Source organism: Euzebya pacifica (genome assembly GCF_003344865.1).
GTDB lineage: Bacteria > Actinomycetota > Nitriliruptoria > Euzebyales > Euzebyaceae > Euzebya > Euzebya pacifica.
Genome location: NZ_CP031165.1, coordinates 3,900,814 through 3,924,722, shown reverse-complemented (window position 1 = coordinate 3,924,722; position 23,909 = coordinate 3,900,814). Strand labels below are relative to the sequence as shown.

Sequence of the window (23,909 nt, the reverse complement as noted above, 5' to 3'; positions counted from 1 at the left end):
AGGTGGCTCCCCACCTTGCGTTGCCGCCGGACTCCTCCGGCGGTAGATCCAAACAACGCGTAGACCCCCGAAAGAGGTACACCTGATGGCAGTTCGCATGCGCCTGCGGCGCGAGGGCAAGAAGAAGCAGCCGTTCTACCGTGTCGTCGTCGCCGACGCCCGGTCCCCCCGTGACGGTCGCTACATCGAGGACATCGGCTACTACCAGCCGCTGAACGACCCCTCGACCATCGAGATCAACTCCGAGCGTGCGCTCTACTGGCTGGGCAACGGCGTGCAGCCGTCGGACCAGGTCAAGCAGCTGCTGCGTGTGACCGGCATCTGGGAAGAGTTCAAGCCGGGCGACCCCGGGCGCGACCGCACCGCCAAGATCGAGGAGCGTCGCAAGGCCGCCGAGGACCGCGACAAGAAGATCGCCGAGGCCGAAGCTGCCGCCGCCAAGGAGCTGGCCGACAAGGCCGCCGCCGAGGAGGCCGAGCGCAAGGCTGCCGAGGAAGCTGCTGCTGCCGAGGCTGCCGCTGAAGAGGCCGGCGAGACCGCCGAGGCCGCCGAGGGTGACGAGGCTGCAGCCGACGCTCCCGCCGAGGACGCGCCGGCCGAGGCCGACGCCGAGGCCGCCACCAGCGACGACGCGTAGGCGGTGGGCATGGACATGACCTCCGACGTCCTGGACTTCATCGCCAAGAACCTCGTCGACCACCCCGACGACGTGGACATCACCACCACGGAGGAGGAGGACGGCACGATCGTCCTCGAGCTCCGGGTGCACCCCGACGACATGGGCAAGGTCATCGGCAAGCGCGGACGCACCGCCAAGGCCATCCGCACGATGGTCAAGGCCGCTGCCACGCGCGAGGGCGTCAACGCCTCGGTGGAGATCATCGAGTAACGGCGCCCTGCCGTACCCCACCCCGTCCGCCAGATCGGATGGTTGACCCATGACCGAACATTCCGACCCGAGGGTCGTCGTCGGCCGCATCGGCAAGCCGTTCGGTCTGGGCGGCCAGGTCTACGTCTTCACCGACCCCGACCTCGATGGTTCCATCGAGGTCGGCCGGACCTACTTCGCCGAGGCACACGGTTCCCTCGAGGTCCTCGAGGCGCGCACCCAGAAGGGGCGCACGGTCGTCGCCTTCGACGGTGTCGACTCCCGAGAGGACGCCGAGGCCCTTCGTGGCACCGTCCTGACGGTGCAGGCCGACGTCGTCGAGCTCGGCGAGGACATGATCTGGGTGGCCGACCTCAAGGGTCGCCAGGTCGTGGACGACAACGGTGACCTCGTCGGCGTCGTCGAGACCGTCGTCGACGGATACGCCCACGACTACCTCGTCGTGGCGCGCCCCGACGGCGGCAGCGTGCAGCTGCCGATGGTCGAGGCGTTGCTGGACTGGGCGGTTGACCCCATCGTGGTCAGCCCGATCCCCGGCCTGCTGGACCCCGACGAGGCCTGGTAGCCGCCCGTGCGGATCGACATCCTCACGATCTTCCCCGAGTGGTTCTCCGGGCCGCTGACGACCTCGCTGCTCGGCAAGGCCGTCGACCGGGGAATCCTCCAGCTCCAGGCGCATGACCTGCGCCGCTGGACCGACGACGCCCATCGCACCGTCGACGACGCGCCCTACGGCGGCGGCGCCGGCATGTTGATGGGACCAGACCCGTTCTTCCGTGCCGTGGAGGAGCTGTACGGCTCCGTCGAGGCCCGTCCCCGCACCTTGCTCATGACGCCGCGGGGTCGCCGGCTGGACCAGCCCACGGTCACCGGGATGGCCACCGAACCGTCGCTGCTGCTGCTGTGCGGTCGGTACGAGGGGATCGACGAGCGGGTGCACCTGCACCTGGCCCACGACGAGATCTCCATCGGTGACGTGGTGCTGGCCGGGGGAGAGGTGGCGGCTGCCGTCGTCATCGAGGCCGTCACCCGCCTGGTGCCCGGGGTGATGGGCAACGCCGAGAGCGGCGTCAACGAGTCCTTCGCCGATGGTTTGCTCGAACACCCCCAGTACACCCGTCCGGCGACGTACCGTGGCTGGGGCTCGCCCGACGTGCTGCGATCCGGGGACCACGGCCGTGTCGCCGCCTGGCGCACCGCGCACGCGCGGACCCGCACGCGCCTGATGCGCCCCGACCTCCTCGCCGACGAGAGACCCGACGACCGCCCGTGACCAGCTCCAGCCGCCAGCCGTCGCGCCGCGAGTCGGTCCGTCCCGCCGACCTGACGGGACGGCGACGGGAGGCCGCCACGGCCGGGGGGACCGACGTCGACGAACAGGGGCCGGGACTGGCGTTGCGGGCGCTGCGGAGCGTCCGGGAGGGTGTGCAGCTGATCGTCGTCGCGCTGCTGATGGCGTTCGTGCTCAAGAGCGTGGCCATCCAGGCCTTCTACATCCCGTCCGGCTCGATGCTGGACACCCTGCAGCTGCAGGACCGGGTGCTGGTCGAGAAGCTGACGTACCGCTTCCGCCCACCCGAACGCGGCGAGATCATCGTCTTCCGGCGGCCCGGGCTGGAGGACGACGGCTTCTCCATCACCGCCACCGCCACGTCGTTCCTCGAGGGCCTTGGCCTGGTCGAGCCCGACGAGGACCGCGACCTGATCAAGCGGGTCATCGCCCTGCCCGGCGAGACGGTGGAGATGATCGACGGGGTCGTGCACATCAACGGCACGCCCCTGGACGAGCCCTACACCCGCGCGGAGTCACGCGACTTCCCGGCGGTGACCGTGCCCGGCGGGCACTACTACGTGCTGGGCGACAACCGGGGCAACTCCCTGGACAGCCGCTTCGCGCTGGGCACCATCCCCGAGGAGAACGTGATCGGGCGGGCGTTCGTGATCCTGTGGCCGCCCAGCAACGCGACCCTGCAGATGGACCAGGACTACCCCAACGTGGGAGAGACCCCCGTCCCGCTGGGGGCCGGCACGTCCCCCTCGACGACCGACGGTGGCTGACCGCGGTTGACGAAGCACCACCGGCGACCTATGCTCGCCGTTCGCGCCGCTTCCGGCGCCTCTTTTCCTGTCCTCGTTGTGCCGGGCGGCGCCTCCGCCGCGGAGGCAACGAACCCCCCGGCAAAGCCCCTGCTTGGAGCGTGAGCAACCAATGAATCGCACCGACTTCGTCGACGTCGAAACCCTCCGTGACGACGTCCCGGACTTCGGTCCCGGCGACACCCTGAAGGTCCACGTCCGCGTGACCGAAGGCGAGCGCTCCCGTATCCAGGTCTTCGAGGGCGACGTCATCGCGCGCAAGGGCTCCGGCCCGCGCGAGACGTTCACCGTCCGCAAGATCTCCTTCAACGGCATCGGCGTGGAGCGCATCTTCCCGGTGCACGCCCCGATCATCGACAAGATCGAGGTCACCCGTCACGGCAAGGTGCGTCGCGCCAAGCTGTACTACCTGCGTGACCGCGTCGGCAAGAAGGCCAAGATCAAGGAGAAGCGCGTCAACTGACGCGCAAGTAGCCTCCTACTGCGTGGCGGACTTGCACCTGGACTCGAGCGAAGAGGGTTCCTCAGCGCTCGACTCCGAGGACTCCTCGGACACGTCGCGTCGTCGGCGCGGCCGTGACGATCGATCGGACAAGCGGGCCTTCTGGGCCGAGCTGCCGTTCCTGATCATCGTTGCGCTCGTCCTGGCGATGCTGCTGAAGACCTTCGTGGTCCAGGCCTTCTACATCCCGTCCTCGTCGATGGAACCCACGTTGATGGTCCAGGACCGGGTGCTCGTCACGAAGCTGGCGTACCTGTACCGGGAGCCGCGGCGCGGCGAGATCGTGGTCTTCCGCGACTCGCCCGAGGAGACCATCGGCGGGACCGACGAGGGTGGTGGCGTCGGCGAGCTGCTGTCGTCCCTCGCCTCGGGCCTCGGCTTCGGTGCGGGGAACGAGCGCGACTTCATCAAGCGCATCATCGGGCTGCCCGGTGAGACCATCGAGATGCGCGGCGGCGTCGTGTTCATCGACGGCGAGCCCATCCCCGAGGCCGCCACGGCCGACGGCGGCTACCTCTCGCGTCCGGACCTGAACGACTTCGGTCCGGTCACGATCGAGGAGGGCCACTACTTCATGATGGGTGACAACCGCCCCAACTCCTCCGACAGCCGCTTCGGGCTCGGACAGATTCCCCGCGACGACATCCTCGGCCGGGCGTTCGTCACCATCTGGCCGCTGGACCAGATCGGCAGCCTCGACATCGCCGAGTACGACGCCGTGCCCGCCGACCAGTGAGTCCGGTCCTGTGAGCGTCCGACCGGAGGTCGGCAGGTGAGTATGGAGGACCTGGAGCGGTACGAGAGCGAGCTCGAGCTGTCGCTGTATCGCGAGTACCGCGACGTGGTGGGCATGTTCACCTGGGTCGTGGAGACCGAACGGCGCTTCTACCTCGCCAACCACGTCGAGGTCACCCCGAAGGTGGTCGAGGGCGACACCTGGTTCGAGGTCAAGCTGTCCGACGCGTGGGTCTGGGACATGTACCGCCCGGTTCGGTTCCTCTCCACCGTCCGCGTCCTGACCTTCCGTGACGTCAACGTCGAGAAGCTCGACCACTCCTCCCACCCCGCCGACGCCAGCGACCTGCTGTCGTAGAGGCCGACAGGATCGATCACGCCATGGGATTCAACGCCACACGCAAGTACCGCGACGCCAAGTGGCGGGACATCAGCCTGCTGATCGCCGCGATCGTGATCGTCGGCGGCCTGCTGGCGTGGGCAGTCGGCGTCTTCTAGGAGCTGCTCGGCCCTCAGCGGGGGCCGTTGCCCGGCGTGGTGCGGGCGGTGGCCATGACCAGCTCGGCGACCCGCCGACCCTGCGTCAGGCCGTGGCTGATCCCCATGGGGTAGTGGATCCCGCCCCACAGCCGTGAGCTGGCGGCCTCGTCAGCTGCAGCGGTGAAGCTCTTGAACCGCCGGGCGGTGAGGGTGTAGGCCGTCCCCGACGGATTGCCCGTGACGCGCCGGCCCTCGGAGTGCCGGTCCACGAAGGAACGGTTGCCGAGCAGCGTGGTCAGCGCGTGGGCCGCGGCGGCGGAGCCGACGGAGTGGCCCGAGGTGTACTCGGGGAACGCCGGGGTGTTGACGAACGTGGTCCAGCCGGGGTTGATGTGGTCCCTGATGTAGCTGATCGGGCGCAGCAGGTTCGTGCGGTACTTCTCGATCCAGCACGACGTGAAGGCGTCGGCGATGCAGATCGCCGTCAGCGCCAGCACCTCCGCGGCCTCGCCGAGGTCCTTGCCGCTGTCCTCGGTGGCGGCGCTGGCGATCCCCATCCAGTGGCCGGCCGGCAGTCCGGTGACCCCGTCGGGATTGTCGCGCCAGTACATGGCGGTCATGCGTTGGGCGTCGGTCAGGTTCGCCTGGGCGTCGACCACGACCATCGCCTCCCGGTGGAAGGCCGACCCGGGCGTGGGGTCGTAGGGGATCGGCGGCGTCGGCGCGGCCGGGCAGACGGCCCGGCCGTCCGCATCGCGGGCGACCTGCAGGGCGAAGGGACGCACCCGGTGCCAGTTCGGCTCGATCGCCGCACCGAAGTTCGGGTGGGTCGCGACCCACAGGCCCGGCCCGAGCGGCGGCACGTATTTCGGGCCAGCGTCGCGCTGGTCGAAGCCGTCGGCGGCGGCCCAGGTGACCAGCCAGCGGCCGACCGCCTCGCCGTGCCGCACCGCCGCCGCCACGGTCGACGCAGCGACCCCACGGGACAGGGCCGTGTGAGTGGACTGCCGGTACGACACGAGGCCCTCGCGGACTGCCGGGGTGCGATCGGGCACATCCGTGGCTGGAGGCGCCGCCGCGGCGGCTGCGGCCACGTGGCCGATGGCCGCGTTGGCGGCGATCGGCCAGTGGATCTTCTTGGCGCCGGCCACGGGGGAGGTACCCAGCCCGTTCAGCCGACCGCCGAGCGATCGACGGTTGGGCACGCCGTCGACAACCGCTTCCCATCCGGCCAGCATCGCCAGACCGTAGAAGCGAGCGGCCATCGTCGGCCACGCCCATGCCTGGCCCTGCGAGCGGTACAGCGCGGCGACCCAGCAATGCAGCACGTCGGCCGCATGGTGCTTCGCCAGCGTTGCCGGCGTCGCACGCGCGGGACCGGTCCCGACCAGCGCCAGGCCCACGCCGGCCCCCGCCCCCTGCAGCACCTTGCGGCGGCTGACCCTCGCACCGCCCCACCCGTCGGACTCGTGCACAGCGTCCATCTCCCAGCCTCCCTCTACAGCCAAGTCGATGCCGTCATTACTTGACGGACGTCCAGTAAGTTACTAGCGTCGATCAGCAGTCGCCAGAATGTTGTCGGATGGACCGGGAGGTGAGGGGATGGCACGCAGCAGCCGCAAGCAGGCCCTCCTCGACGCGGCCCTCGGGCAGTTCGCCCAGCACGGCTACGAGGGCACCAGCGTCGGCACGCTCGCCGACGAGGTGGGCGTCAGCAAGGCGGCGGTCTCCTACCACTTCCCGGCCAAGGACGACCTGGCCGCAGAGCTGGCCGAGCCGCTGCTCGACGCCCTCGACGCGGTGGTGCCCGGGGAGAACGCCAACCCCTCCTGGCCCGAGGGTGTGCAGCACCTGATCGAGCGCTACCTCGACGTGCTGCTGACCTACCCCGATGTGGCCACGTGGCTCGAGGGCGACCGTGCCGTTCGGCTCAACGCACCCATCGGACGGCGGCTGACCCACATCAACCACCGCATGCGGCGGGCCATGATCGGCCGGCCGCTGGACCCTCGTGCCCGCGTCGCCGCCGCGGTCGCCCTCGGCGCACTCTGGCGGCCGGTCCGCAACGTCCCCCTCGAGGACGTGTCCCGCAACCGGGACCTCATGATCGAGTCGGCGCTCGCGCCGCTGCGGGTGGTCCGATGACCACCGGCGCGGCCTCGCCATCGTTGTTCGCCGGCGTTCGACCGGCAGCCCTGCGACGGCTCGTGGAGCCGTCCCTTCACGAAAGGCACGGCCCGTCATGGGAGCCGCCGTGGGTACGCACACCATCGTCGACGGGGGTCGGCACCGAAGGACGCTGATCACGGTCCTGGTCGTCCTCCTCGTCCTGGGCCAGATGCTGGCCACCGGGGGAGGGGCGCTGGCCGCTGGCACGTCCACGACCGGAACGATCGCGGTCGAGGGGCTCGAGGGGCTCCTCATCGGGCAGCCGGGCAGCGTTGCGCTGCACATCGGCGTGGACGAGGGGACATCGGCGACCCAGCCATTGCGCGCGGTCGTCCGCATCACCGACGCCGCGGGTGGGCCGGACGACGACGTCCGCATCACCGTCGACGGCACCCCGGTGGACGCCGACGAGGACGGCCGTGTCGTGCTGCCGCCGATGGACCGACCGCCGCTGAGCGTGGCCACCCACCCCGAGCTGATTTCGCCCGACGGTCTGTCGATGGCGCTGGAGCTGACCGCACCCGACACGACGACCCGCCAGCTGACCGCTCGGCTGGTGGTCTCCAACGAACGCCCGGCGGAGGTCGTACGGCATGCCGGTACGAACCGGGTGGAGACCGCTGCGGCCGTCTCCGCTGGTGCCTTCCCCGACGGGGCCGACACGGTCTGGATCGCCCGCGCCGACGAGTTCGCCGACGCCCTGAGCGCTGGTCCTGCGGCGGGCCTGGCGGGCGGCCCCATCCTGCTGACCGGACACGACGAGCTGCCGGACGCGACGGCGACCGAGCTGGTGCGGCTGGCGCCGACCCGGGTGGTCGTGCTGGGTGGCACCGCGGCGATCGGTGAGCCCGTCGTGGACCAGGTCGCTGCCGTGGTCCCCGACGCATCGGTCGTGCGCCTGGCCGGCCCCGACCGCTTCGCCACCGCCGCGGCCGTCGCCACGGACGCCTTCACCGCGCCCGTCCCGGTGGTGGTGGTTGCCACAGGGACGGGCTTCGCCGACGCCCTGTCCGGCGGCGCCGCTGCCGGTCACCACGGCGGCCCGCTCCTGCTGCTCGAGCGTGACACCCTGCCCGAGGCCACCGCGGCCGCCCTTCGGGCCCTTCGTCCCGTGCGGATCGTCGTCCTCGGTGGCACCGCCGCCATCAGCGACGCCGTCGCCGGACAGCTCGTCGCCAACGCCAGCGAGGGGGTGACGCGCCACGCCGGCGCCGACCGGTTCGGTACCTCCGCCGCCGTGGCCGCGGCGATGTTCGACCCTGCCGATGTCGACAGCATCTCGGTCGCCACCGGCAGCAGCTTCCCCGACGCCCTCGCCGGCACCCCCGCGGCCGTCGTCGCCGGCGGTCCAGTGCTGCTGGTCGAGCAGGACTCGGTGCCCGACGTGGTGGCCGAGCAGGTCGACCGGCTCGACGTCGGCACCGTCGCGGTCCTCGGCGGGTCTGCCGCCATCGGCGACAGCGTCGCGCAGGTGCTCGGCGGCATGGTCCGCGACATCCTTCCCGACATCGGGCGTTTCCGGGATGCGGCGACGACCCCAGCCATGCCGTTCGCCGCTCGCGAGGCCGGTAGCGGGGGGCCGGGTGGGGGAGGCGCCCCGGTCGTCGTGGACTCACCCACCCCGGGCGCGCCGCTGTCGCTGCGACCCGGTGACCGCTTCCCGGTCACCTTCACCTCCACCATCGCCGGCCGCTACACCGTGTCCTACCGGCCTGCCGGGACATCCACGTGGCTGGCGTTCCCCAACGGAACCGCATCGGGCACCGCGGTCGTCGGGAGCAACACGATCCGCTTGAATGCCCCGCTGACCGCCGGGGTCCTCGACCTTCGGGTCGTCGTGACCCCCGGGACCCGTGCTGCGCCGTTCACCGTCGAGCTTCCGGGCGTGATCACCGTCGCCCTGACGTTCCCGCCGCCGCTGATCTCCGCGCTGGTGGAGGACATGGCCGACCAGTCCCAGCTGATCGCTGTGCGGCCCGCCGGCGGGCTCGCGGACGGGACGAGGCTGGACATCGACCTCGGTTCGGCCGAACGCGGCGGCGCGGAGTACCCGCTGCCTGCCGAAGTGACCCTGCTCAACGGCAACGGCACGGCGACCCTGGAGGTCGTCCGTGACGAGGTCGCACGAATCGTCTACGTGGCTGGCCCCGGCGACCGCGTGGACCCGCCGGGCGTCAGCCCACTGCTGACGTTCCGCATCGACGGGATCACCACCACCGACGTCGACGAGACCCACGTCGGACAGTTCTACCGATACGACATCCTCCACGGCGTCCAGCGGGTCTTCACCATCGGTGACGGGCCGTCGCTGGCCAGTCCGACAGCTTCTGACGTCCCGGCCGGCAGCGGCCACACCTTCCAGCTGCTGTCCTTCGCCCTCCGCGAACCGCTGGCGCCCTACGAGCGGGTCGACATCGACCTGTCGGTATCGGAGCAGACGGTCGTGGACTACGCCGATGCGTTCGTCTTCCTGCAGGGCGGTGGTGGGCACGGCGTCGTCGCCGACCACGGCCCGCCCCCGCCACCCCTGGGCACCGTCTTCATCGACACCGATGCCGACGAACGCTCGGTGGTGACCTTCATCGCAGGTCCCGACGGCGTCCCCACAGTCCAGCCCGAAGGCCCCACGATCGAGCTGTTCGTCGGTGGGATCGTCGTGCAGGACGAGCTGGCCACGACACCCGTCACCTTCAGCCGTCTCGCCACCGGTGAGACGGCCACCACGACCTTCCGGACCGACCGGCGGGACCTGGTCGACCTGACCGCCACCGACCTGCTGGTCGGCACCGACGACCAGGCGCAGACGCTGACCATGACCCTCGATGGCGCCATGCCCGCCGGGACCAGCGTGGAGGTCGTCCTTCCGCGGGTCTCGAGCCAGATCGACTACTCCACGGCCGAATTCGACGTGGCCGCCGGCAGCGGGGAGGTCACTCCCTACAGCTACGACGGCGTCACGTACGTCTACTACGACTCCCTCGGTGATGCGGACGGCGCCACGATCGTGCTGGACATCACCGGCATCGACACCGGCCCGGCCGACAGCTCACAGGTGATCCGCGCATCACGATCCGACGGCTCGGCGGTTCGCACCGCGGTCTTCGACGTCGGGACCGGCAGCGTGCTCGCCGGCGTCGAGCTGAGCGACCTGCCCGATGACAGCCCCCTTGCCAATCAGCGTCTGTCGTTCGTGCCGACCGCGGACCTGCCGCCCGGCGAGACGCTCACCATCGACCTGTCCGAGGCCGAGGTCGGACTCGTCGACTACGCCGATGCGTTCGTCGAGCTGTACGAGTTCGGAACGCCGGACCCGGGCTCGGTCGTCCCCACCGTCGTGGCGGACGCCTCTGCCACCCTCCTCTACACCACCGGGCCGGGCGGACTGGCTGCCGGTTCGCTCGTGGAGATCTACCTCAGCGAAGTGGCTACGGGCGTCGGCACCGAGACCTACGAGGCGCGGTTCACCCTGTCCGACAGCCGGCGGGCCGTCGGAACCTTCCGCGTCGCACCCCCTCCCGGCTTCGCTGCGGTCACCGCGAGTTCCCTGGAGTCCGGCGTCGACGGGCAGGTCCAGACCATCACCGCCACCCTGCGCGGTGCGCTCGGGCCGTCGCAGAGCCTGTACGCCTACTTCCCGGGCGCCGAACGGGCGGGTGGCCGGTACGGCGGCGTCGCGGCCAGGGTCGTGTCCGCCCACGGCGGCACCGCACGGATGTCGGTCTACGTCGATGACTACGCCGAGGTGAGCTACACAGCCGGCCCCGCCGGTGTTGCCGACGGCGAGACCATCGTCATCGAGCTCCGTGGGGTCAACACCGACCTCGTGGACGAGACCCATTCCCTGGAGTGGTTCCGCGGCGACTTCGGCGGGTTCGCCCGGGCCGTCTTCGACATCGGCGCCGGCAGCGACTTCGTCGGCCAGCCCGAGCTCGGCGACCTGTCGGTCGGACAGGCCGAGCAGTACCAGTTCGGGGTCGTCGGACTGGCTGACCCGCTCGCGCCCGGCGAGACCGTCGTCTTCGACGTCACGGCAGCCCAGGCCGCCGGCGTCGACTACGGCGCGGCGTTCGCGAGCTTCGTCTACCCGACCGGGACCGTCGATGTCCTCGTCGACGACGACGGCATCGCCACGATCACCCTCGTCGCAGGGGACGACGGGATCGCGGCGGCCGAGACGGTGTACTTCGAGCTGTTCGGCGTGGCGACCGACACCCGGCTGGGCACCCACTCGGTGCCGGTCACGGCGCCGACCGCCAGCACGACGATCACCTTCGACGTGGTCATGGGGCACGGGGGGTAGCCGGCCCGAGCGAGCTTGCCCCCACGGGTTGTCCACAGGTGCTGTCGAGGTTCTCGGCAGCACCTGCTGGCGTCTTCCTACGGTGCAGCCATGCACGACCGACAGCAGCTCGGTGCCCATGGTGAGGCCCTCGCGGCCGACCACCTGCGGGCGGCCGGCCACGAGATCCTCCACCGCAACTGGCGCACCTCCGTGGAGGGGGTGCGCGGCGAGCTCGACCTCGTCACCCGTGATCGGGACACGCTCGTGGTGGTCGAGGTCAAGACCCGGCGGAGCACGCTTGCCGGGACGGCCAGCGAGGCCGTCGGCTGGCAGAAGCGGCGACGGCTGCGACGGCTGACCGGCCTGTACCTGGCCGAACATCCGCACCGCGGGCCGGTCCGCGGTGACGTCGTTGCGCTCGACCTCGCCGACGACGGGCGCTGGGCCATCACCCACCATCGGGGTGTGTGGTGAGCATCGGCGTCGCGCGGTCGGTGGCGCTGCTGGGGCTCGAGGCCACGCCGGTCACGGTCGAGGCGCACGTCGGGGTCGGGCTGCCCGGCCTGACCGTGCTCGGTGGGACCGGCCCGTCCTTCCGGCAGGCAGGGGATCGGGTCCGTGCCGCGCTCGGTGCGGTCGGACACTCCGTCATCCAGCGAAAGGTGCTGATCAACCTCGCACCCGCCGACGTCGACAAGCGGGGTGCCCGGTTCGACCTCGCGATGGTCGTGGCGGTCCTGCGGGCCATCGGCGAGCTACCGGTGGGCGAGCAGGTGTTCGTCGGCGAGGTCGCCATCGACGGGGGTGTCCGCGGCGTCCCCGGGGTGCTGCCCAGCATCCGTGGATTCGACGACGTGGTCGTGCCGCTGGCCAACATCCACGAGGCCACCGTCGGGGGTGCAGGCGCACCGATCGGGGTGGCGTCGGTGTCGGAGCTGCTGGCGGTCCTCCGCGGTCACGTCGAGGTGGTGTCCCAGGCCCCGCCCCCGGTCGAGCCCCTCGACCCACCGCCGGACATGGCCGATGTCGTCGGACAACCCGAGGCCCGCAGGGCGATCGAGGTGGCTGCCGCGGGCGGACACCACGTCCTGCTGCTCGGCCCGCCGGGGTCGGGCAAGTCGATGCTGGCGAAGCGGCTGCCCGGCCTGCTGCCCGACCTCGACCACGAAGCAGCCCTGACGGTCGCGGCGGTCCGATCGGTCAGCGGTCGCGTCGGTACGGTCGACAGGCTCGACGTCCGCCCGCCGTTCGCCGCCCCGCACCACTCCTCCTCCGCTGCGGCGTTGCTGGGCGGTGGCAGCGGCATCGCCCGACCCGGCGCGGTCAGCCATGCCACCCACGGCGTGCTGTTCCTCGACGAGCTGTTCGAGTGGAAACGCCACGTCCTCGACGGCCTGCGCGAGCCGCTGGAGGAGGGGAACGTTCGCATCGCCCGCGCGGCCGCGACGGTGACGTATCCCGCCGACGTGCTGCTGGTCGGGGCCAGCAACCCGTGCCCGTGCGGGCCGGCGCGAACCGGCTGTCGCTGCCGACCCGACCACGTCGAGCGGTACCGCGCCCGGTTGACCGGCCCGCTCGCCGACCGGTTCGACCTGGCCCCGCTGGTGGAGGAGGTCCCGGCCGACGCGCTGGCCAGCGGCGCCGGCGGCGAACCGACCGCGGTCGTCCGGACGCGGGTGGCCCGGGCACGACAGCGCGCGCTGGACCGGTTCGGGGTCCTCAACGCTCGTGCCGCGGCCGCCGTCGTGCGGGACACGATGTCGCGCGAGGCGCTGCAGGTCCTGGTCGACGCCGCCCGGCGGGGTCGACTCAGCGCCCGCGGGTTCGACCGGGCCATGCGCGTGGCCCGTACCTGCGCCGACCTGGCCGAAAACACCGTCGTCGGCCCCGACGACGCGCACGAGGCGGTGGCCCACCGCGGTCGGCTGGACCGCGTGTGGGAGGTCGCCGCATGACCGCCGAGCTGTCCCCGGAGGACCTGCAGGATGCGGTGGTCCGCCTGGTGGGGTTGGGGTGCAGCCCCGAGGACCTGGGACGGGCCCGGACGGCGTGCGGCCCGCAGGCCAGCCCGTCGGTGGTCGTGGAGTTCCTCCAGCAGCGGGCGGGGCACCGCCAGGACCGGCTGCCGGGGATGCCACGCGGGCCCGGGGTCGAGGGTCCTGCTGGTGCGCGCGCCGATGGCGCGGTCGACGAGCTGCTCGTGGCCGGCGGTCGACCGGGCATGCCCGAGCGGCTGGTCGCGGCGTGGGAGGAGGGCGGACCGCTGTGGGTGCATCGACGACGGATCGGGACGTCGATGTCGCCGCGGCGAGCGGTCGGCATCGTCGGCACGCGGCGACCCACCCTGGACGGGGCCGAGCTGGCCCGCACGCTGGCCGCCGGCCTGGCCGAGGCCGGGGTCGAGGTCGTCTCGGGGTTCGCCAAGGGAATCGACCAGGCCGCTCACCGTGGTGCGCTGTCGGTCCCCGGCGGGAACACCACCGCCGTGCTCGGCACCGGCATGGACGTCGACTATCCCGCGCGGTCCGGGGCGCTCCGGGCCGAGGTGATGGCCAGCGGCGGGCTGGTCAGCGAGTACGCCCACGACCGGGGCGTGCGGCACCCGACCCAGTTCATCGCCCGCAACCGGATCCTGGCCGGACTCTCCGACGGCATCGTCGTCATCGAGGCCGGGCAACGGTCGGGCGCGCTCAGCACCGCCCGCTGGGCCGCTGACTTCGGCCGCGACGTCATGGTGGTCCCCGCGAGCCCCTCCACGCCGTCGGCCGCCGGGGCGCTGGCCTTGCTGCGCGACGGGGCCGTCCCCGTGCGCCACGCCGCGGACGTGCTGGACGTCCTCGGCGACCCGGGTGACGCCTCGGTCGCGGCCACGGAGTTGGGGGAGGGGAGCGGTGGGGATGCGTCCGGGGTTTCGGGCCTGGTCCACGAGCTCGGGCCGGAAGCCGAGGTGCTGGTCGGTCGGCTGGGCCCGGTGCCCGCGAGCATCTCGGCGTTGTCCGCGGCGACCGGGCTGACGGCCCGGCAGGTCCTCGTGGCCGTCGGCAGGCTCGAGGGTGTCGGCCTCGCCCGTCAGGTTCCCGAGGGGGTGGTCGCCATGCGCCGCTGACGGGCCCGTGCATGGTGCTGGCCGTCGATGGTGCTTGGACGCCGTCGACCCAACGGGCAGGCTGGCGTCGTGAGCGATGACCCGCTTCCCCGCGCATGGGTCGCCGCGTTGGACGAGTTCCGGCGCCACCTCGCCATGGAACGAGGGCTGTCGGACAACACCGTGCAGGCGTACCTGCGCGACGCCGGCCAGCTGGCGAGCTGGTGCGCGGACTTCGGCATCGTCGACCCCGACGAGGTCACGCTGCAGGTGCTGCGCCGCTTCGTCGCCGACGGTCGCCGGCGCGGCCTCGCCAGGTCCTCCATCGCACGGAAGCGGGCGTCGTTGCGGGCCTTCTTCGGGCTGCTCGTCAAGCGCGGGAGGGTGACCAGCGACCCGGCCGCGCTGCTGGACACCCCCAAGCTGGACAAGTCGTTGCCGAAGGTGCTGCGCCGCGACCAGGTCGATGCCTTGCTGCGACAACCCTCCAGCGACGACCCGGTGGGGCTGCGCGACCGGGCAGTTTTGGAGCTGCTGTACGCCAGCGGCGCCCGGGTCAGCGAGCTCGTCGACCTCGACGCCGACCGGCTCGACCTGGGCCGATCCCGGGCCACCCTCCACGGCAAGGGCGACAAGCAGCGGCTCGTCCCGCTGGGCGCTCCCGCGGTCGAGGCCGTGCGGGCCTGGCTGGACCGGGGACGCCCCCACCTGCCGCTGCGACCTGCCGGCACAACAGGTGACGACGCTGACCGCCACGCCGACGCGGTCTTCCTCGCCAGGCGCGGGGGACGGATCAGCCGCGACGAGGTCTACCGCTTGGTTCGCGCCCACGGTGCCGCCGCCGGTGTCGGACACGTCACCCCGCACCTGCTGCGCCACAGCTTCGCCACGCACCTGCTGGAGGGCGGTGCCGACCTGCGCAGCGTGCAGGAGCTGCTCGGCCACGTTGCACTGGCCACAACGCAGACCTACACCCACGTCTCTCGTGCCCACCTGCGCTCGGTCTACACTCAGGCGCACCCGCGGGCGTGAGACAGGGGATGGGTCGGCTCGCATGACTCGATGGCACTCGTCCTCGCCCTCCGCCGTCGCCGCCTACCACCAGCTTGGCGGGAGATACCCGTAGACTCCGAAGAAGTGACCTCCACGGCACCGACTGAGACGACCACGCCCACGTCCTCCATGGACCCGGGCGTTGTCGACCTGTGGACACGTTTCAAGGACGACGGCGACCCCGACGCCCGTGAGCGACTGATCCTCCAGTACTCGCCGCTCGTGAAGTACGTCGCCGGTCGCGTGTCGGTCGGCCTGCCGAGCTCCGTCGAGCACGGCGACCTGGTCAGCTACGGCATGTTCGGCCTCATCGACGCGCTGGAGAAGTTCGACCTCTCCAAGGGCTTCAAGTTCGAGACGTACGCGATCACCCGTATCAAGGGCGCGATCATCGACGAGCTGCGGTCCATCGACTGGATTCCGCGCAGCGTGCGCACGAAGGCCAAGCGGGTCGAGAAGGCCCTGCGCGAGCTCGAGGCGAAGCTGGACCGCACCCCCACCGAGGAGGAGCTGGCCGAGGAGCTCGACATGTCCGTCGCCGACCTCCGCCAGGTGCTGACCCAGGTGTCGCTGACCTCCATCGCCGCCCTCGACGAGAGCATCCAGGGGGAGGAGGGGGACCGGCAGTCGCTGGTCGACACGCTTGCCGACGATGCCGCCCCCGACCCGCAGGCCGCCCTCGAGGACGCCGAGATCAGGCGGCTGCTCGCCGAGACGATCAACCGCATGACGGACCGCGAGAAGACCGTCATCGTCCTCTACTACTTCGAGGGCATGACCCTCTCCCAGATCGGCGAGGTGCTCGGGGTGACGGAGTCCCGGGTCTGCCAGATGCACACCAAGGCCGTCCTCGGCCTGCGCACCCGGATGGCCGCCCGCACACGCTGACGCGCTGCACACGCTGACGCGCTGCACACGCTGACGCGCTGCACACGCTGCACACGCTGACGCGCTGCACACGCTGACGGCGCTCGTGGCTTGTCCACAGGTGGCCGGGATCCGTCGGTCGCAACGGGGGATCCCTGCCTAGCGTGCGGGGCATGGTCGTTCGTCGGGTCGTCGTCGTTCCGTGTCTGCTGGTGGTCGCGGTCCTCCTCGTGTTCGGCGGCCCCACGACCGTGGCCGCCGTGCCTCTCGAAGGCACGCCCGCACCTCCCGCAGGTGGGGTCGTGGTGGACGGTCCGACGAGCGGAACGGGGGCCATCCGTCCCGTTCCCGGTCGGGTCGTCCGGTTCTTCGACCCGCCCGAGCATCCCTACGGCCCCGGCCACCGGGGGGTCGACCTGGCAGCCGAGCCCGGTGACGCCGTCCGCGCCGTCCTGTCCGGCACCGTGGCGTTCGCGGGTCCCGTCGCTGATCGGGGGTGGGTGACCGTCGACCACGGTGGGGGACTGCGGACCACCTACGGCGACCTCGTCCCGTCGGTGGAGGCAGGTGCGACGGTGCTGGCCGGCGAGGTGGTGGGTCACCTGGCCGAAGGGGTCGGCCACCTGGACTGGGGTGCGCGGTTGGCTCGCGTCGGCGACGGCGGGTCGACAGGGTCGGCGGGTGCGGGGGACTACATCGACCCGCTGTCACTGCTCGAGCGCTGGCGCCCCCACCTCACCTCACCCGACCGCGTCCCCCGCGGTCGGGTCGTCGACCTCTGACAACCGTCGTGTGCAGGTCGGCCGTCGTCGACCTCTGACAACCGTCGTGTGCAGGTCGGCCGCTGGGCCGGCCATGCTGCACAGCTGTCCGGGCGAGTGGTGCAGCATGGCCGGTCGGCTGGTCAAGGTGCACAACTCGTGGTCGGCCGGCCGATCGCCGGCCGGTCGCCGACCGGTCGCCGGCCCGTCGCCGCCCGCTCCCGACGGCCCCTGACCGATCGTCCCGGATGGCCACTGCCCCACATCGCGTGTACCATTCAGCGCCCGTCCGGGCCGGCACGTCGTCGTGCGCACGCATCGGACGGTTCAGGCTGCTCGCAGGCCATGCCGGCGAGCAGACCACCACATCACACAGCGCGCGGCCGGGCCAGCGGTCCACCACATGGTGGAGGCCCGACCGGCGATCGACGTCACCCCCACGCCGGGGCAGCGCCGAACGTCAGGTACGCGTGCGAGGTCCAACCGCGAACACAAAGGAACGAAATCATGGGCGTCGTCACCGTGCGGCAACTCCTGGAAGCCGGTGTCCACTTCGGACACCAGACCCGTCGCTGGAACCCGAAGATGAAGCGTTACATCTGGGGCGAGCGCAACGGCATCTACATCCTCGACCTGCAGCAGACCGTCGGCATGCTGGAGCGTGCCTACGAGTTCGTGGAGAACACCGTCGCCAGCGGCGGCACCGTGCTCTTCGTCGGCACCAAGAAGCAGGCCCAGGAAGCAGTCGAGCAGCAGGCGATGCGCGTGGGCATGCCCTACGTGAACTTCCGCTGGCTCGGCGGCATGCTGACCAACTTCGAGACCATCAAGACCCGCCTGACTCGCCTGCGCGAGCTCGAGGACATGGTCAACGACGGCACCATCGAGCTGCTGACCAAGAAGGAAGGCCTCCTGCTCACCCGTGAGCTGGACAAGCTGCAGCGCAACCTGGGCGGCATCCGCACCATGACGAAGCTGCCGTCGGCCATCTGGGTCGTCGACACCGTCAAGGAGCACATCGCCGTCGCCGAGGCCAACCGCCTGGGCATCCCCGTCGTCGCCGTCGTGGACACCAACTGCGACCCCGACGTCATCGACTACGTCATCCCCGGCAACGACGACGCCATCCGCTCCGGCGCGCTGCTGACCCACCTCATCGCCGACGCCTGCGCCACGGGGTACGCCCGTCGTGCCGCTCGCACCTCCGACGACGTCGTCGCCGAGCAGGCTGCGGCAGCCGCCGCGTCCACCCCCTCCTCGGAGTCCACCGAGGCCCCGGCCGCTCCGGCCCAGCCGGCCGCCGAGCCGCTGGCCGAGTGGGAGATCGCCCTGCAGCAGGAAGAGGCCGCGTCGGCCGCCGCCGCTGCCGGTGCATCCTCCGCCGAGGCCGACCAGGCCGACCAGGCCGCCGCCGACCAGGCTGCTGCCGAGCCGGCCGAGACCCAGCCCACCGAGGAGCCGGCCCCGGCCGCCCCGCAGGAAGAGGCCCAGGCGTAGCACGCGCCTGGCCACACCCAACCACGATCGAGAGAACCCAGACATGAGCGACGTCAAGATCAGCGCCGCCGACGTCAAGGCCCTTCGCGAGGCCACCGGCGCCGGCATGATGCTCTGCAAGAACGCACTGGTGGAGGCCGGCGGCGACTTCGACGCTGCCGCCGACATCGTCCGCACGAAGACCGGCCGCAAGGCCAACGAGCGCGCGGGTGACCGGACCGCCAACGAGGGGCTCGTGCACGCCTATCTGCACACCCCCACCCCCGGCATGCCGGCCAAGGTCGGCGTGATGCTGAAGCTGCACTGCGAGACCGACTTCGTGGCCAAGGAGGAGTCCTTCAAGGCCCTGGCCCAGGACATCGCCATGCACATCGCGGCTGCGCAGCCGGTTGCGGTCAGCGAGGACCAGGTCGACGAGGCGCTCAAGGAGAAGGAAGCCAACTTCGCTCGCCAGCAGGCGAAGGAAGAGGGCAAGCCCGAGCACATCATCGAGAAGATCGTCGAGGGTCGGGTCAACTCCCTCCTGAAGGAGCAGGTCCTGCTGAACCAGCCCTTCGTCAAGGACACCAGCAAGACCATCGAGCAGCTCGTCACCGAGGCCAGCGCTCGTACCGGCGAGAAGATCGAGATCGGCGGGTTCGCCCGCTTCGCCATCGGCGCCTAGCGCCACCAACGTCAACGCCCCTGCCCGACTCGTCGCGCAGGGGCGTTCGTTCGCCCCGGCCCCCGGGCCGTCCACTACCATCGCCGCCGGCCCCCACTCCGACGCGCCTCCATTCCAACGGAAAGATCCCTGATGGCCGACTCGCCCAGCAAGCCCTACCGCCGCGTGCTCCTCAAGCTGTCCGGTGAGGCGTTCGCCGACGAGGCAGCGTCGATCTCCCCGCAGGTGGTGGCCTCCGTCGCCGACCAGCTGGTCGAGGTCAACTCCCTCGGCGTGGAGATCGGTGTGGTCGTCGGTGGCGGCAACATCTTCCGCGGGGCGTCCCCCCAGGCCTCGGGCATGGAGCGTTCCAGCGCCGACCACATGGGCATGCTGGCCACGGTCATCAACGCCCTCGCCCTGCAGGACGCCTGCGAGAAGCGTGGGCTCGACACCCGGGTGCAGTCCGCCGTCGCCATGCAGGAGCTCGCCGAGCCCTACATCCGTCGTCGCGCGGTGCGCCACCTGGAGAAGAAGCGGCTGGTCATCTTCGCCTCGGGCCTCGGCGCCCCGTACTTCTCCACCGACACGGCGGCGGCCCAGCGTGCGCTCGAGATCGGCGCCCAGGCCATCCTGAAGGGCACCAAGGTCGACGGCGTCTACGATGCCGACCCGGCGCTCCACCCGGATGCCACCAAGTACGACCGCCTCGACTACATCCAGGTGCTCAAGGACGGGCTGAAGGTCATGGACGCCACGGCCATCTCCTTGTGCATGGACAACGGCCTGCCGATCATCGTGTTCAACCTGCGGACGGAGGGCAACATTCGCCGGGCCGTGACGGGCGAGCCGATCGGGACGATAGTTGAATGACAGCGTGGGGTGACCGAGTCACCCCGACAAGGCAGTAGCGGGACTCTCACGAGCAGCCGGCCGGTCCCGGGCCGATGGATCCAGCGAAGGACTACGACGTGACCGACGACATCCTCGACGACGCAGAGCTGAAGATGGACGGCGCCGTCGAGCACACCAGGGCCGAGTTCGCCAAGATCCGCACGGGTCGTGCGAATCCCCAGCTGCTCACCGAGCTGCCCGTCGAGTACTACGGCACCATGACGCCGCTGCAGCAGATCGCCGGCGTCACCGCGCCCGAGGCGCGCGTGCTGCTGATCTCCCCCTATGACCGCGGGGCGCTCAGCAACATCGAGAAGGCGATCATGATGTCCAGCCTCGGGCTGAACCCCAACAACGACGGCAACGTCATCCGTGTGGTGTTCCCCGACCTGACCGAGGAACGCCGCAAGGAGTTCGTCAAGATCGCCCGTGAGCGTGCCGAGGACGGCCGCATCGCCGTTCGCAACGCGCGGCGCGCCGCCAAGTCCGAGCTCGAGCGGCTCGAGGGCGAGAGCGAGATCACCGAGGACGACCTGCGTCGCGCCGAGGACGACCTGCAGAAGCGGACCGACACCGCCACCGCCCGCATCGACGAGCTGCTGAAGGTCAAGGAGGCCGAGCTGCTGGAGGTCTGATCGCCTTCAGCATCCTCATCCTCAATGGCGGTATCCGAACCCGCTGACGGTACCCCGCCGGCTGCCACGCCGCGGGGTGGTCGCAACCTGCCCATCGCGATCGGCGTGGGCCTGGGCCTTGCCGCGGTCTACCTCGGCAGCCTCGTGCTCGAGCCCGTCGTGTTCCTCGTGTTCGTGGCGGTCAACATCATCGTCGCGCTCTACGAGCTCGACGCGGCGTTCGCGCGGACCAAGGCCCGGCCCCCGACGATCGTGGCGGCCGTCGCCACACCCGTCATGCTGCTGGGCACCTACTGGTGGGGCGTCGACGTCCAGGTCAACGTCCTGTACGCCACGCTCGTCGTCGGTTTCGTCATGGTCCTCGCCAGCCACGAAGTCGGCCATGCCGTCTCGCGCATGGCGGCGCTCGCGCTGATGCTGGTCTGGGTGGTCGTGGCCGCGAGCTCCCTCGGACTGCTGCTCAACCGCCCCGACGGGCACTGGTACGTCATGGCCGGCACGGCGCTGACGGTCACCAACGACATCGGTGCCTACGCCTTCGGTCGCAACTTCGGACGCCGCAAGATCGCGCCCGCGATCAGCCCCGGCAAGACCTGGGAAGGGTTCGCCGGCGCCATGGTGACCACCCTGGTCATGGCCGCCCTGGTCACCACCCGCACGGTGCCGGGGGTCGACCTGGTCCCCGCGCTGGTCCTCGCCGCCGCCGTCGTCGTGGCCGCGACCCTCGGCGACTTCGCCGAATCGTTGGTCAAGCGCGATCTGGGTATCAAGGACCTCGGCGGCATCTTCCCCGGCCACGGCGGCGTCATGGACCGCATCGACGCGCTGCTGTTCGCGCTGCCCGTCACCCACCTCGTCCTCCTCGCCTTCGGGATCTGATACCGATGTCCGACATGTCCGACCCCACCGCTGCCGACACCGGCACACCGCCCGACACCGGTACACCGCCTGACACCGGTACACCGCCTGACCCCTACACCGAGGGCGGCCTCGACGTGCTGCTCGACGGGCAGCCCGGGTACCGGCGTGGCCAGCTGACGGAGTGGCTGACCAAGGGCGTGGAGGACCCGCAGGAGATGACCAACCTCCCGGCGGCCCTGCGTGACGAGCTGTCGACGGCGATGCAGACGCGCCCGCGGGTCGTCAAGGTCAGCGAGGCCGACGGTGGGCTGACCCGCAAGGTCCTCCTCGAGTGCGGCAACGGGGCGCGCAAGGAGGAGATCGAGAGCGTCCTCATGCTCTACCCGAAGACCGAGAAGCGGGCCGCCCGGGCGACGGTGTGCATCTCGACCCAGGCGGGTTGTGCGATGGGCTGCCCCTTCTGCGCGACCGGGCAGATCGGCTTCCGGCGCCAGCTGGGCGTGGGCGAGACCCTTCGCCAGGTCACCGTCATGCAGCGCCTGCTGGCCGACCCCGAGGGCAGCGCCGAGGACTGGCCCGAGCTGTCGCCGCTGCCCGACGGGGTTCCCGACCACGTCACCAACATCGTGTTCATGGGCATGGGCGAACCGCTGGCCAACCTTGACGTGACGCTGGACTGCGTGCGTTGGCTGCACCGCCCCTTCGGCCTGTCGGCACGCTCGATCACCGTCTCCACCGTCGGTCTGGTCCCCGGCATCCGCAAGCTCCAGGCCCTCGACCTGCCGATCACCCTGGCGGTCAGCCTGCATGCGCCCGACGACGCCCTGCGCAACGACCTGGTCCCGGTCAACCGCCAGCACCCGTTGGAGGAGCTCCTGGCGGCCGCCCGCGACTACCTCGAGGCCACCGGACGCCGCGTCACCTTCGAGTACGTGATGATCGCCGACGTCAACAGCGACGTGGCCCAGGCCCACCAGCTGCGCCGGCTGCTCAGCCACCACATGCCCGGCGGGCTGGCGCACGTCAACCTGATCCCCATGAATCCCACGCCGGCGGTGCCGTGGGCGGCGCCGACGGTCGAGCAGCAGCGGGCGTTCGCCGACGTGCTGGTCGACGGTGGCATCTCCGCCACGATCCGGGCCAACCGCGGCAACGACATCGACGCCGCCTGCGGGCAGCTGTACGCCAACTACCAGGTCGCCAGCGGCAGGATCCTGCCGGTCGCCGTCGGGGCGGCCGAGCGGATCACCGGCCGGTCGTGAGCCACGTCGTGCCCTCGACCCCCTCCGACGGCAGCGGGAAGCGGACCGTCGCGCTGGTCGGGGCGACCGGGTCGATCGGCACCCAGACCCTCGACGTCGTCGAACGCTGGCCCGACCGGTTCGAGGTCGTGGCGCTGGCGTGCGGACGCTCCTCCGATGTGATCGAGCAGGCCCGCCGGTTCGGCGTGTCGCTGGTCGGCGTGGCTGATCGCGACGCCGCCCGCGAGATCAGGGAGGCGTTGCCGGGGGTCGAGGTCGTCGACGGGCCCGACGCCGCCGCGATCGTCGCCGGGTGCGGGGCCGACGTGGTCGTCAACGGCATGGTCGGGTCGATCGGGCTGTCCCCGACGATGGCAGCCCTCCGCGCCGGCAGTCGGCTGGCGCTCGCCAACAAGGAATCCCTCATCGTCGGCGGCCAGCTCGTCCACGACGCCGCGGCCCCCGACCAGGTCGTGCCCGTTGACTCCGAGCACTCCGCGATCGCGCAGTGCCTGCGTGGGGGACGGGCCGAGGAGGTCGCGCGCCTGGTCGTCACCGCCTCCGGTGGGCCGTTCCGCGGTCGCACGCGCGATCAGCTCAAGACCGTCACCGTCGACGACGCCCTGGCCCACCCGACGTGGGACATGGGTGCGGTGATCACGATCAACTCCGCGACGTTGGCCAACAAGGGGCTGGAGGTCATCGAGGCCCACCTGCTGTTCGACATCGACTACGACCGCATCGACGTGGTCGTGCACCCCCAGTCGATCGTCCACTCCATGGTGGAGTTCGTCGACGGGGCCACCGTGGCCAAGCTGTCGCCGCCGGACATGCGCCTGCCCATCCAGCTGGCGCTGACCTGGCCCGAGCGGCTGGCGTTCGCGCCCACGACGATGGACTGGACGACCGCGCAGGACCTCACGTTCGAACCGCTGGACGACGACACCTTCCCGATGGTCCGCCTCGCCGTCCAGGCCGGTCGCGCCGGTGGCACCGCCCCTGCAGCGTTCAACGCGGCGAACGAGGTGGCGGTCGAGACGTTTCTGCAACGTGGACTGGACTTCCTCGGCATCACCGAGGTCGTCGCGGCAACCTTGGAGTCCCACGACGTGCAAACCGCAGAATCGGTCGAGCAGGTGCTCGCCGCCGAGGCCGACGCACGCCGCACCGCCGCGGAGCTGATCCGACGACGGTGACCGAGCCCGGTCGACCGACCGC

General features: G+C 71.1%; 24 protein-coding genes. 23 read left to right on the top strand and 1 reads right to left on the bottom strand.

Features of this window, described 5'->3' with window-relative positions:
- Positions 1–85: 85 nt before the first annotated feature.
- The 8 genes from rpsP to DVS28_RS16810 all read left to right on the top strand — a co-directional run bounded on the left by rpsP (position 86) and on the right by DVS28_RS16810 (position 4,581).
- Positions 86–637, top strand: a complete 552-nt coding sequence (gene rpsP / locus DVS28_RS30165; RefSeq protein ID WP_114592494.1) for a 30S ribosomal protein S16 — start codon at positions 86–88, stop codon at positions 635–637.
- A 9-nt stretch (positions 638–646) separates the two neighbouring features.
- Entirely contained in the window at positions 647–889 is a 243-nt protein-coding gene (locus DVS28_RS16840; protein WP_108664626.1) for a KH domain-containing protein, read from the top strand.
- A 49-nt stretch (positions 890–938) separates the two neighbouring features.
- Complete coding sequence (rimM, locus tag DVS28_RS16835) at positions 939–1,454, top strand: ribosome maturation factor RimM (RefSeq protein ID WP_114592493.1); 516 nt, start codon at positions 939–941, stop codon at positions 1,452–1,454.
- Positions 1,455–1,460: 6 nt separating this feature from the next.
- On the top strand, positions 1,461–2,162 hold the full coding sequence (gene trmD, locus DVS28_RS16830) for a tRNA (guanosine(37)-N1)-methyltransferase TrmD (RefSeq protein ID WP_114592492.1): 702 nt from the start codon (positions 1,461–1,463) through the stop codon (positions 2,160–2,162).
- Positions 2,159–2,947: a signal peptidase I gene (lepB, locus tag DVS28_RS16825; RefSeq protein ID WP_114592491.1), complete on the top strand. Its 789-nt coding sequence runs from the start codon at positions 2,159–2,161 to the stop codon at positions 2,945–2,947. Before trmD ends, lepB (DVS28_RS16825) begins: the two co-directional genes overlap by 4 nt.
- A gap of 151 nt (positions 2,948–3,098) precedes the next feature.
- Positions 3,099–3,449, top strand: coding sequence for a 50S ribosomal protein L19 (gene rplS, locus DVS28_RS16820; RefSeq protein ID WP_108664630.1), 351 nt, complete (start codon positions 3,099–3,101; stop codon positions 3,447–3,449).
- 22 nt (positions 3,450–3,471) lie between these two features.
- On the top strand, positions 3,472–4,224 hold the full coding sequence (lepB, locus tag DVS28_RS16815) for a signal peptidase I (RefSeq protein ID WP_114592490.1): 753 nt from the start codon (positions 3,472–3,474) through the stop codon (positions 4,222–4,224).
- 36 nt (positions 4,225–4,260) lie between these two features.
- The gene (locus DVS28_RS16810) at positions 4,261–4,581 is read left to right on the top strand and encodes a DUF2469 domain-containing protein (RefSeq protein WP_114592489.1); all 321 of its coding nucleotides are present in this window, start codon (positions 4,261–4,263) and stop codon (positions 4,579–4,581) included.
- 154 nt (positions 4,582–4,735) lie between these two features.
- Here DVS28_RS16810 and DVS28_RS16805 read toward each other — a convergent pair whose 3' ends face one another.
- On the bottom strand, positions 4,736–6,187 hold the full coding sequence (locus tag DVS28_RS16805; RefSeq protein WP_114592488.1) for a vanadium-dependent haloperoxidase: 1,452 nt from the start codon (positions 6,185–6,187) through the stop codon (positions 4,736–4,738).
- 118 nt (positions 6,188–6,305) lie between these two features.
- On the opposite strand from DVS28_RS16805, the gene DVS28_RS16800 reads away from it, so the two are divergent.
- From DVS28_RS16800 to dxr, 15 genes are all read left to right on the top strand, one after another.
- A complete protein-coding gene (locus DVS28_RS16800; RefSeq protein ID WP_164710663.1) occupies positions 6,306–6,848 on the top strand; it encodes a TetR/AcrR family transcriptional regulator in 543 nt (180 codons plus the stop codon).
- 109 nt (positions 6,849–6,957) lie between these two features.
- Entirely contained in the window at positions 6,958–11,172 is a 4,215-nt protein-coding gene (locus DVS28_RS16795; RefSeq protein WP_164710662.1) for a cell wall-binding repeat-containing protein, read from the top strand.
- Positions 11,173–11,262: 90 nt separating this feature from the next.
- Positions 11,263–11,628 (top strand): YraN family protein, encoded by a 366-nt coding sequence (locus DVS28_RS16790; protein WP_114592485.1) that lies wholly within the window; start codon positions 11,263–11,265, stop codon positions 11,626–11,628.
- The gene (locus DVS28_RS16785; protein ID WP_164710661.1) at positions 11,625–13,109 is read left to right on the top strand and encodes a YifB family Mg chelatase-like AAA ATPase; all 1,485 of its coding nucleotides are present in this window, start codon (positions 11,625–11,627) and stop codon (positions 13,107–13,109) included. The genes DVS28_RS16790 and DVS28_RS16785 overlap by 4 nt, the downstream gene beginning before the upstream one ends.
- Positions 13,106–14,260 carry a DNA-processing protein DprA gene (locus tag DVS28_RS16780; protein ID WP_114592483.1) on the top strand — a complete coding sequence of 385 codons (1,155 nt, stop codon included), beginning with the start codon at positions 13,106–13,108 and terminating at the stop codon, positions 14,258–14,260. Before DVS28_RS16785 ends, DVS28_RS16780 begins: the two co-directional genes overlap by 4 nt.
- Positions 14,261–14,329: 69 nt before the next feature.
- Positions 14,330–15,271: a tyrosine recombinase XerC gene (locus tag DVS28_RS16775; protein WP_216826099.1), complete on the top strand. Its 942-nt coding sequence runs from the start codon at positions 14,330–14,332 to the stop codon at positions 15,269–15,271.
- Between the two features lie 30 nt (positions 15,272–15,301).
- Positions 15,302–16,180: an RNA polymerase sigma factor WhiG gene (gene whiG / locus DVS28_RS16770; RefSeq protein ID WP_425461019.1), complete on the top strand. Its 879-nt coding sequence runs from the start codon at positions 15,302–15,304 to the stop codon at positions 16,178–16,180.
- A gap of 152 nt (positions 16,181–16,332) precedes the next feature.
- Positions 16,333–16,941 (top strand): murein hydrolase activator EnvC family protein, encoded by a 609-nt coding sequence (locus DVS28_RS16765; protein WP_114592480.1) that lies wholly within the window; start codon positions 16,333–16,335, stop codon positions 16,939–16,941.
- A 486-nt stretch (positions 16,942–17,427) separates the two neighbouring features.
- Positions 17,428–18,417: a 30S ribosomal protein S2 gene (rpsB, locus tag DVS28_RS16755; protein WP_114592478.1), complete on the top strand. Its 990-nt coding sequence runs from the start codon at positions 17,428–17,430 to the stop codon at positions 18,415–18,417.
- A gap of 43 nt (positions 18,418–18,460) precedes the next feature.
- Positions 18,461–19,081, top strand: coding sequence for a translation elongation factor Ts (locus DVS28_RS16750; RefSeq protein WP_114592477.1), 621 nt, complete (start codon positions 18,461–18,463; stop codon positions 19,079–19,081).
- A 132-nt stretch (positions 19,082–19,213) separates the two neighbouring features.
- Entirely contained in the window at positions 19,214–19,933 is a 720-nt protein-coding gene (pyrH, locus tag DVS28_RS16745; protein WP_114592476.1) for a UMP kinase, read from the top strand.
- A 134-nt stretch (positions 19,934–20,067) separates the two neighbouring features.
- The gene (gene frr, locus DVS28_RS16740) at positions 20,068–20,589 is read left to right on the top strand and encodes a ribosome recycling factor (protein ID WP_342795447.1); all 522 of its coding nucleotides are present in this window, start codon (positions 20,068–20,070) and stop codon (positions 20,587–20,589) included.
- 24 nt (positions 20,590–20,613) lie between these two features.
- On the top strand, positions 20,614–21,468 hold the full coding sequence (locus DVS28_RS16735) for a phosphatidate cytidylyltransferase (RefSeq protein ID WP_114592474.1): 855 nt from the start codon (positions 20,614–20,616) through the stop codon (positions 21,466–21,468).
- 5 nt (positions 21,469–21,473) lie between these two features.
- Complete coding sequence (gene rlmN / locus DVS28_RS16730) at positions 21,474–22,712, top strand: dual-specificity RNA methyltransferase RlmN (RefSeq protein ID WP_216826096.1); 1,239 nt, start codon at positions 21,474–21,476, stop codon at positions 22,710–22,712.
- Complete coding sequence (gene dxr / locus DVS28_RS16725; RefSeq protein WP_216826095.1) at positions 22,709–23,887, top strand: 1-deoxy-D-xylulose-5-phosphate reductoisomerase; 1,179 nt, start codon at positions 22,709–22,711, stop codon at positions 23,885–23,887. Before rlmN ends, dxr begins: the two co-directional genes overlap by 4 nt.
- Positions 23,888–23,909: the final 22 nt, after the last annotated feature.

Excerpts from the sequence above, each read along its gene's own strand:
- rpsP (WP_114592494.1), top strand. The coding sequence starts at position 86 with ATGGCAGTTCGCATGCGCCTGCGGCGCGAGGGCAAGAAGAAGCAGCCG.
- rimM (WP_114592493.1), top strand. The coding sequence starts at position 939 with ATGACCGAACATTCCGACCCGAGGGTCGTCGTCGGCCGCATCGGCAAG.
- DVS28_RS16805 (WP_114592488.1), bottom strand. The coding sequence starts at position 6,187 with ATGGACGCTGTGCACGAGTCCGACGGGTGGGGCGGTGCGAGGGTCAGC.
- DVS28_RS16840 (WP_108664626.1), top strand. The coding sequence starts at position 647 with ATGGACATGACCTCCGACGTCCTGGACTTCATCGCCAAGAACCTCGTC.
- DVS28_RS16765 (WP_114592480.1), top strand. The coding sequence starts at position 16,333 with ATGGTCGTTCGTCGGGTCGTCGTCGTTCCGTGTCTGCTGGTGGTCGCG.
- rpsB (WP_114592478.1), top strand. The coding sequence starts at position 17,428 with ATGGGCGTCGTCACCGTGCGGCAACTCCTGGAAGCCGGTGTCCACTTC.
- DVS28_RS16750 (WP_114592477.1), top strand. The coding sequence starts at position 18,461 with ATGAGCGACGTCAAGATCAGCGCCGCCGACGTCAAGGCCCTTCGCGAG.
- frr (WP_342795447.1), top strand. The coding sequence starts at position 20,068 with ATGGACGGCGCCGTCGAGCACACCAGGGCCGAGTTCGCCAAGATCCGC.
- pyrH (WP_114592476.1), top strand. The coding sequence starts at position 19,214 with ATGGCCGACTCGCCCAGCAAGCCCTACCGCCGCGTGCTCCTCAAGCTG.
- DVS28_RS16790 (WP_114592485.1), top strand. The coding sequence starts at position 11,263 with ATGCACGACCGACAGCAGCTCGGTGCCCATGGTGAGGCCCTCGCGGCC.
- rplS (WP_108664630.1), top strand. The coding sequence starts at position 3,099 with ATGAATCGCACCGACTTCGTCGACGTCGAAACCCTCCGTGACGACGTC.
- whiG (WP_425461019.1), top strand. The coding sequence starts at position 15,302 with ATGGCACTCGTCCTCGCCCTCCGCCGTCGCCGCCTACCACCAGCTTGG.
- rlmN (WP_216826096.1), top strand. The coding sequence starts at position 21,474 with ATGTCCGACATGTCCGACCCCACCGCTGCCGACACCGGCACACCGCCC.
- DVS28_RS16735 (WP_114592474.1), top strand. The coding sequence starts at position 20,614 with ATGGCGGTATCCGAACCCGCTGACGGTACCCCGCCGGCTGCCACGCCG.
- DVS28_RS16780 (WP_114592483.1), top strand. The coding sequence starts at position 13,106 with ATGACCGCCGAGCTGTCCCCGGAGGACCTGCAGGATGCGGTGGTCCGC.
- DVS28_RS16800 (WP_164710663.1), top strand. The coding sequence starts at position 6,306 with ATGGCACGCAGCAGCCGCAAGCAGGCCCTCCTCGACGCGGCCCTCGGG.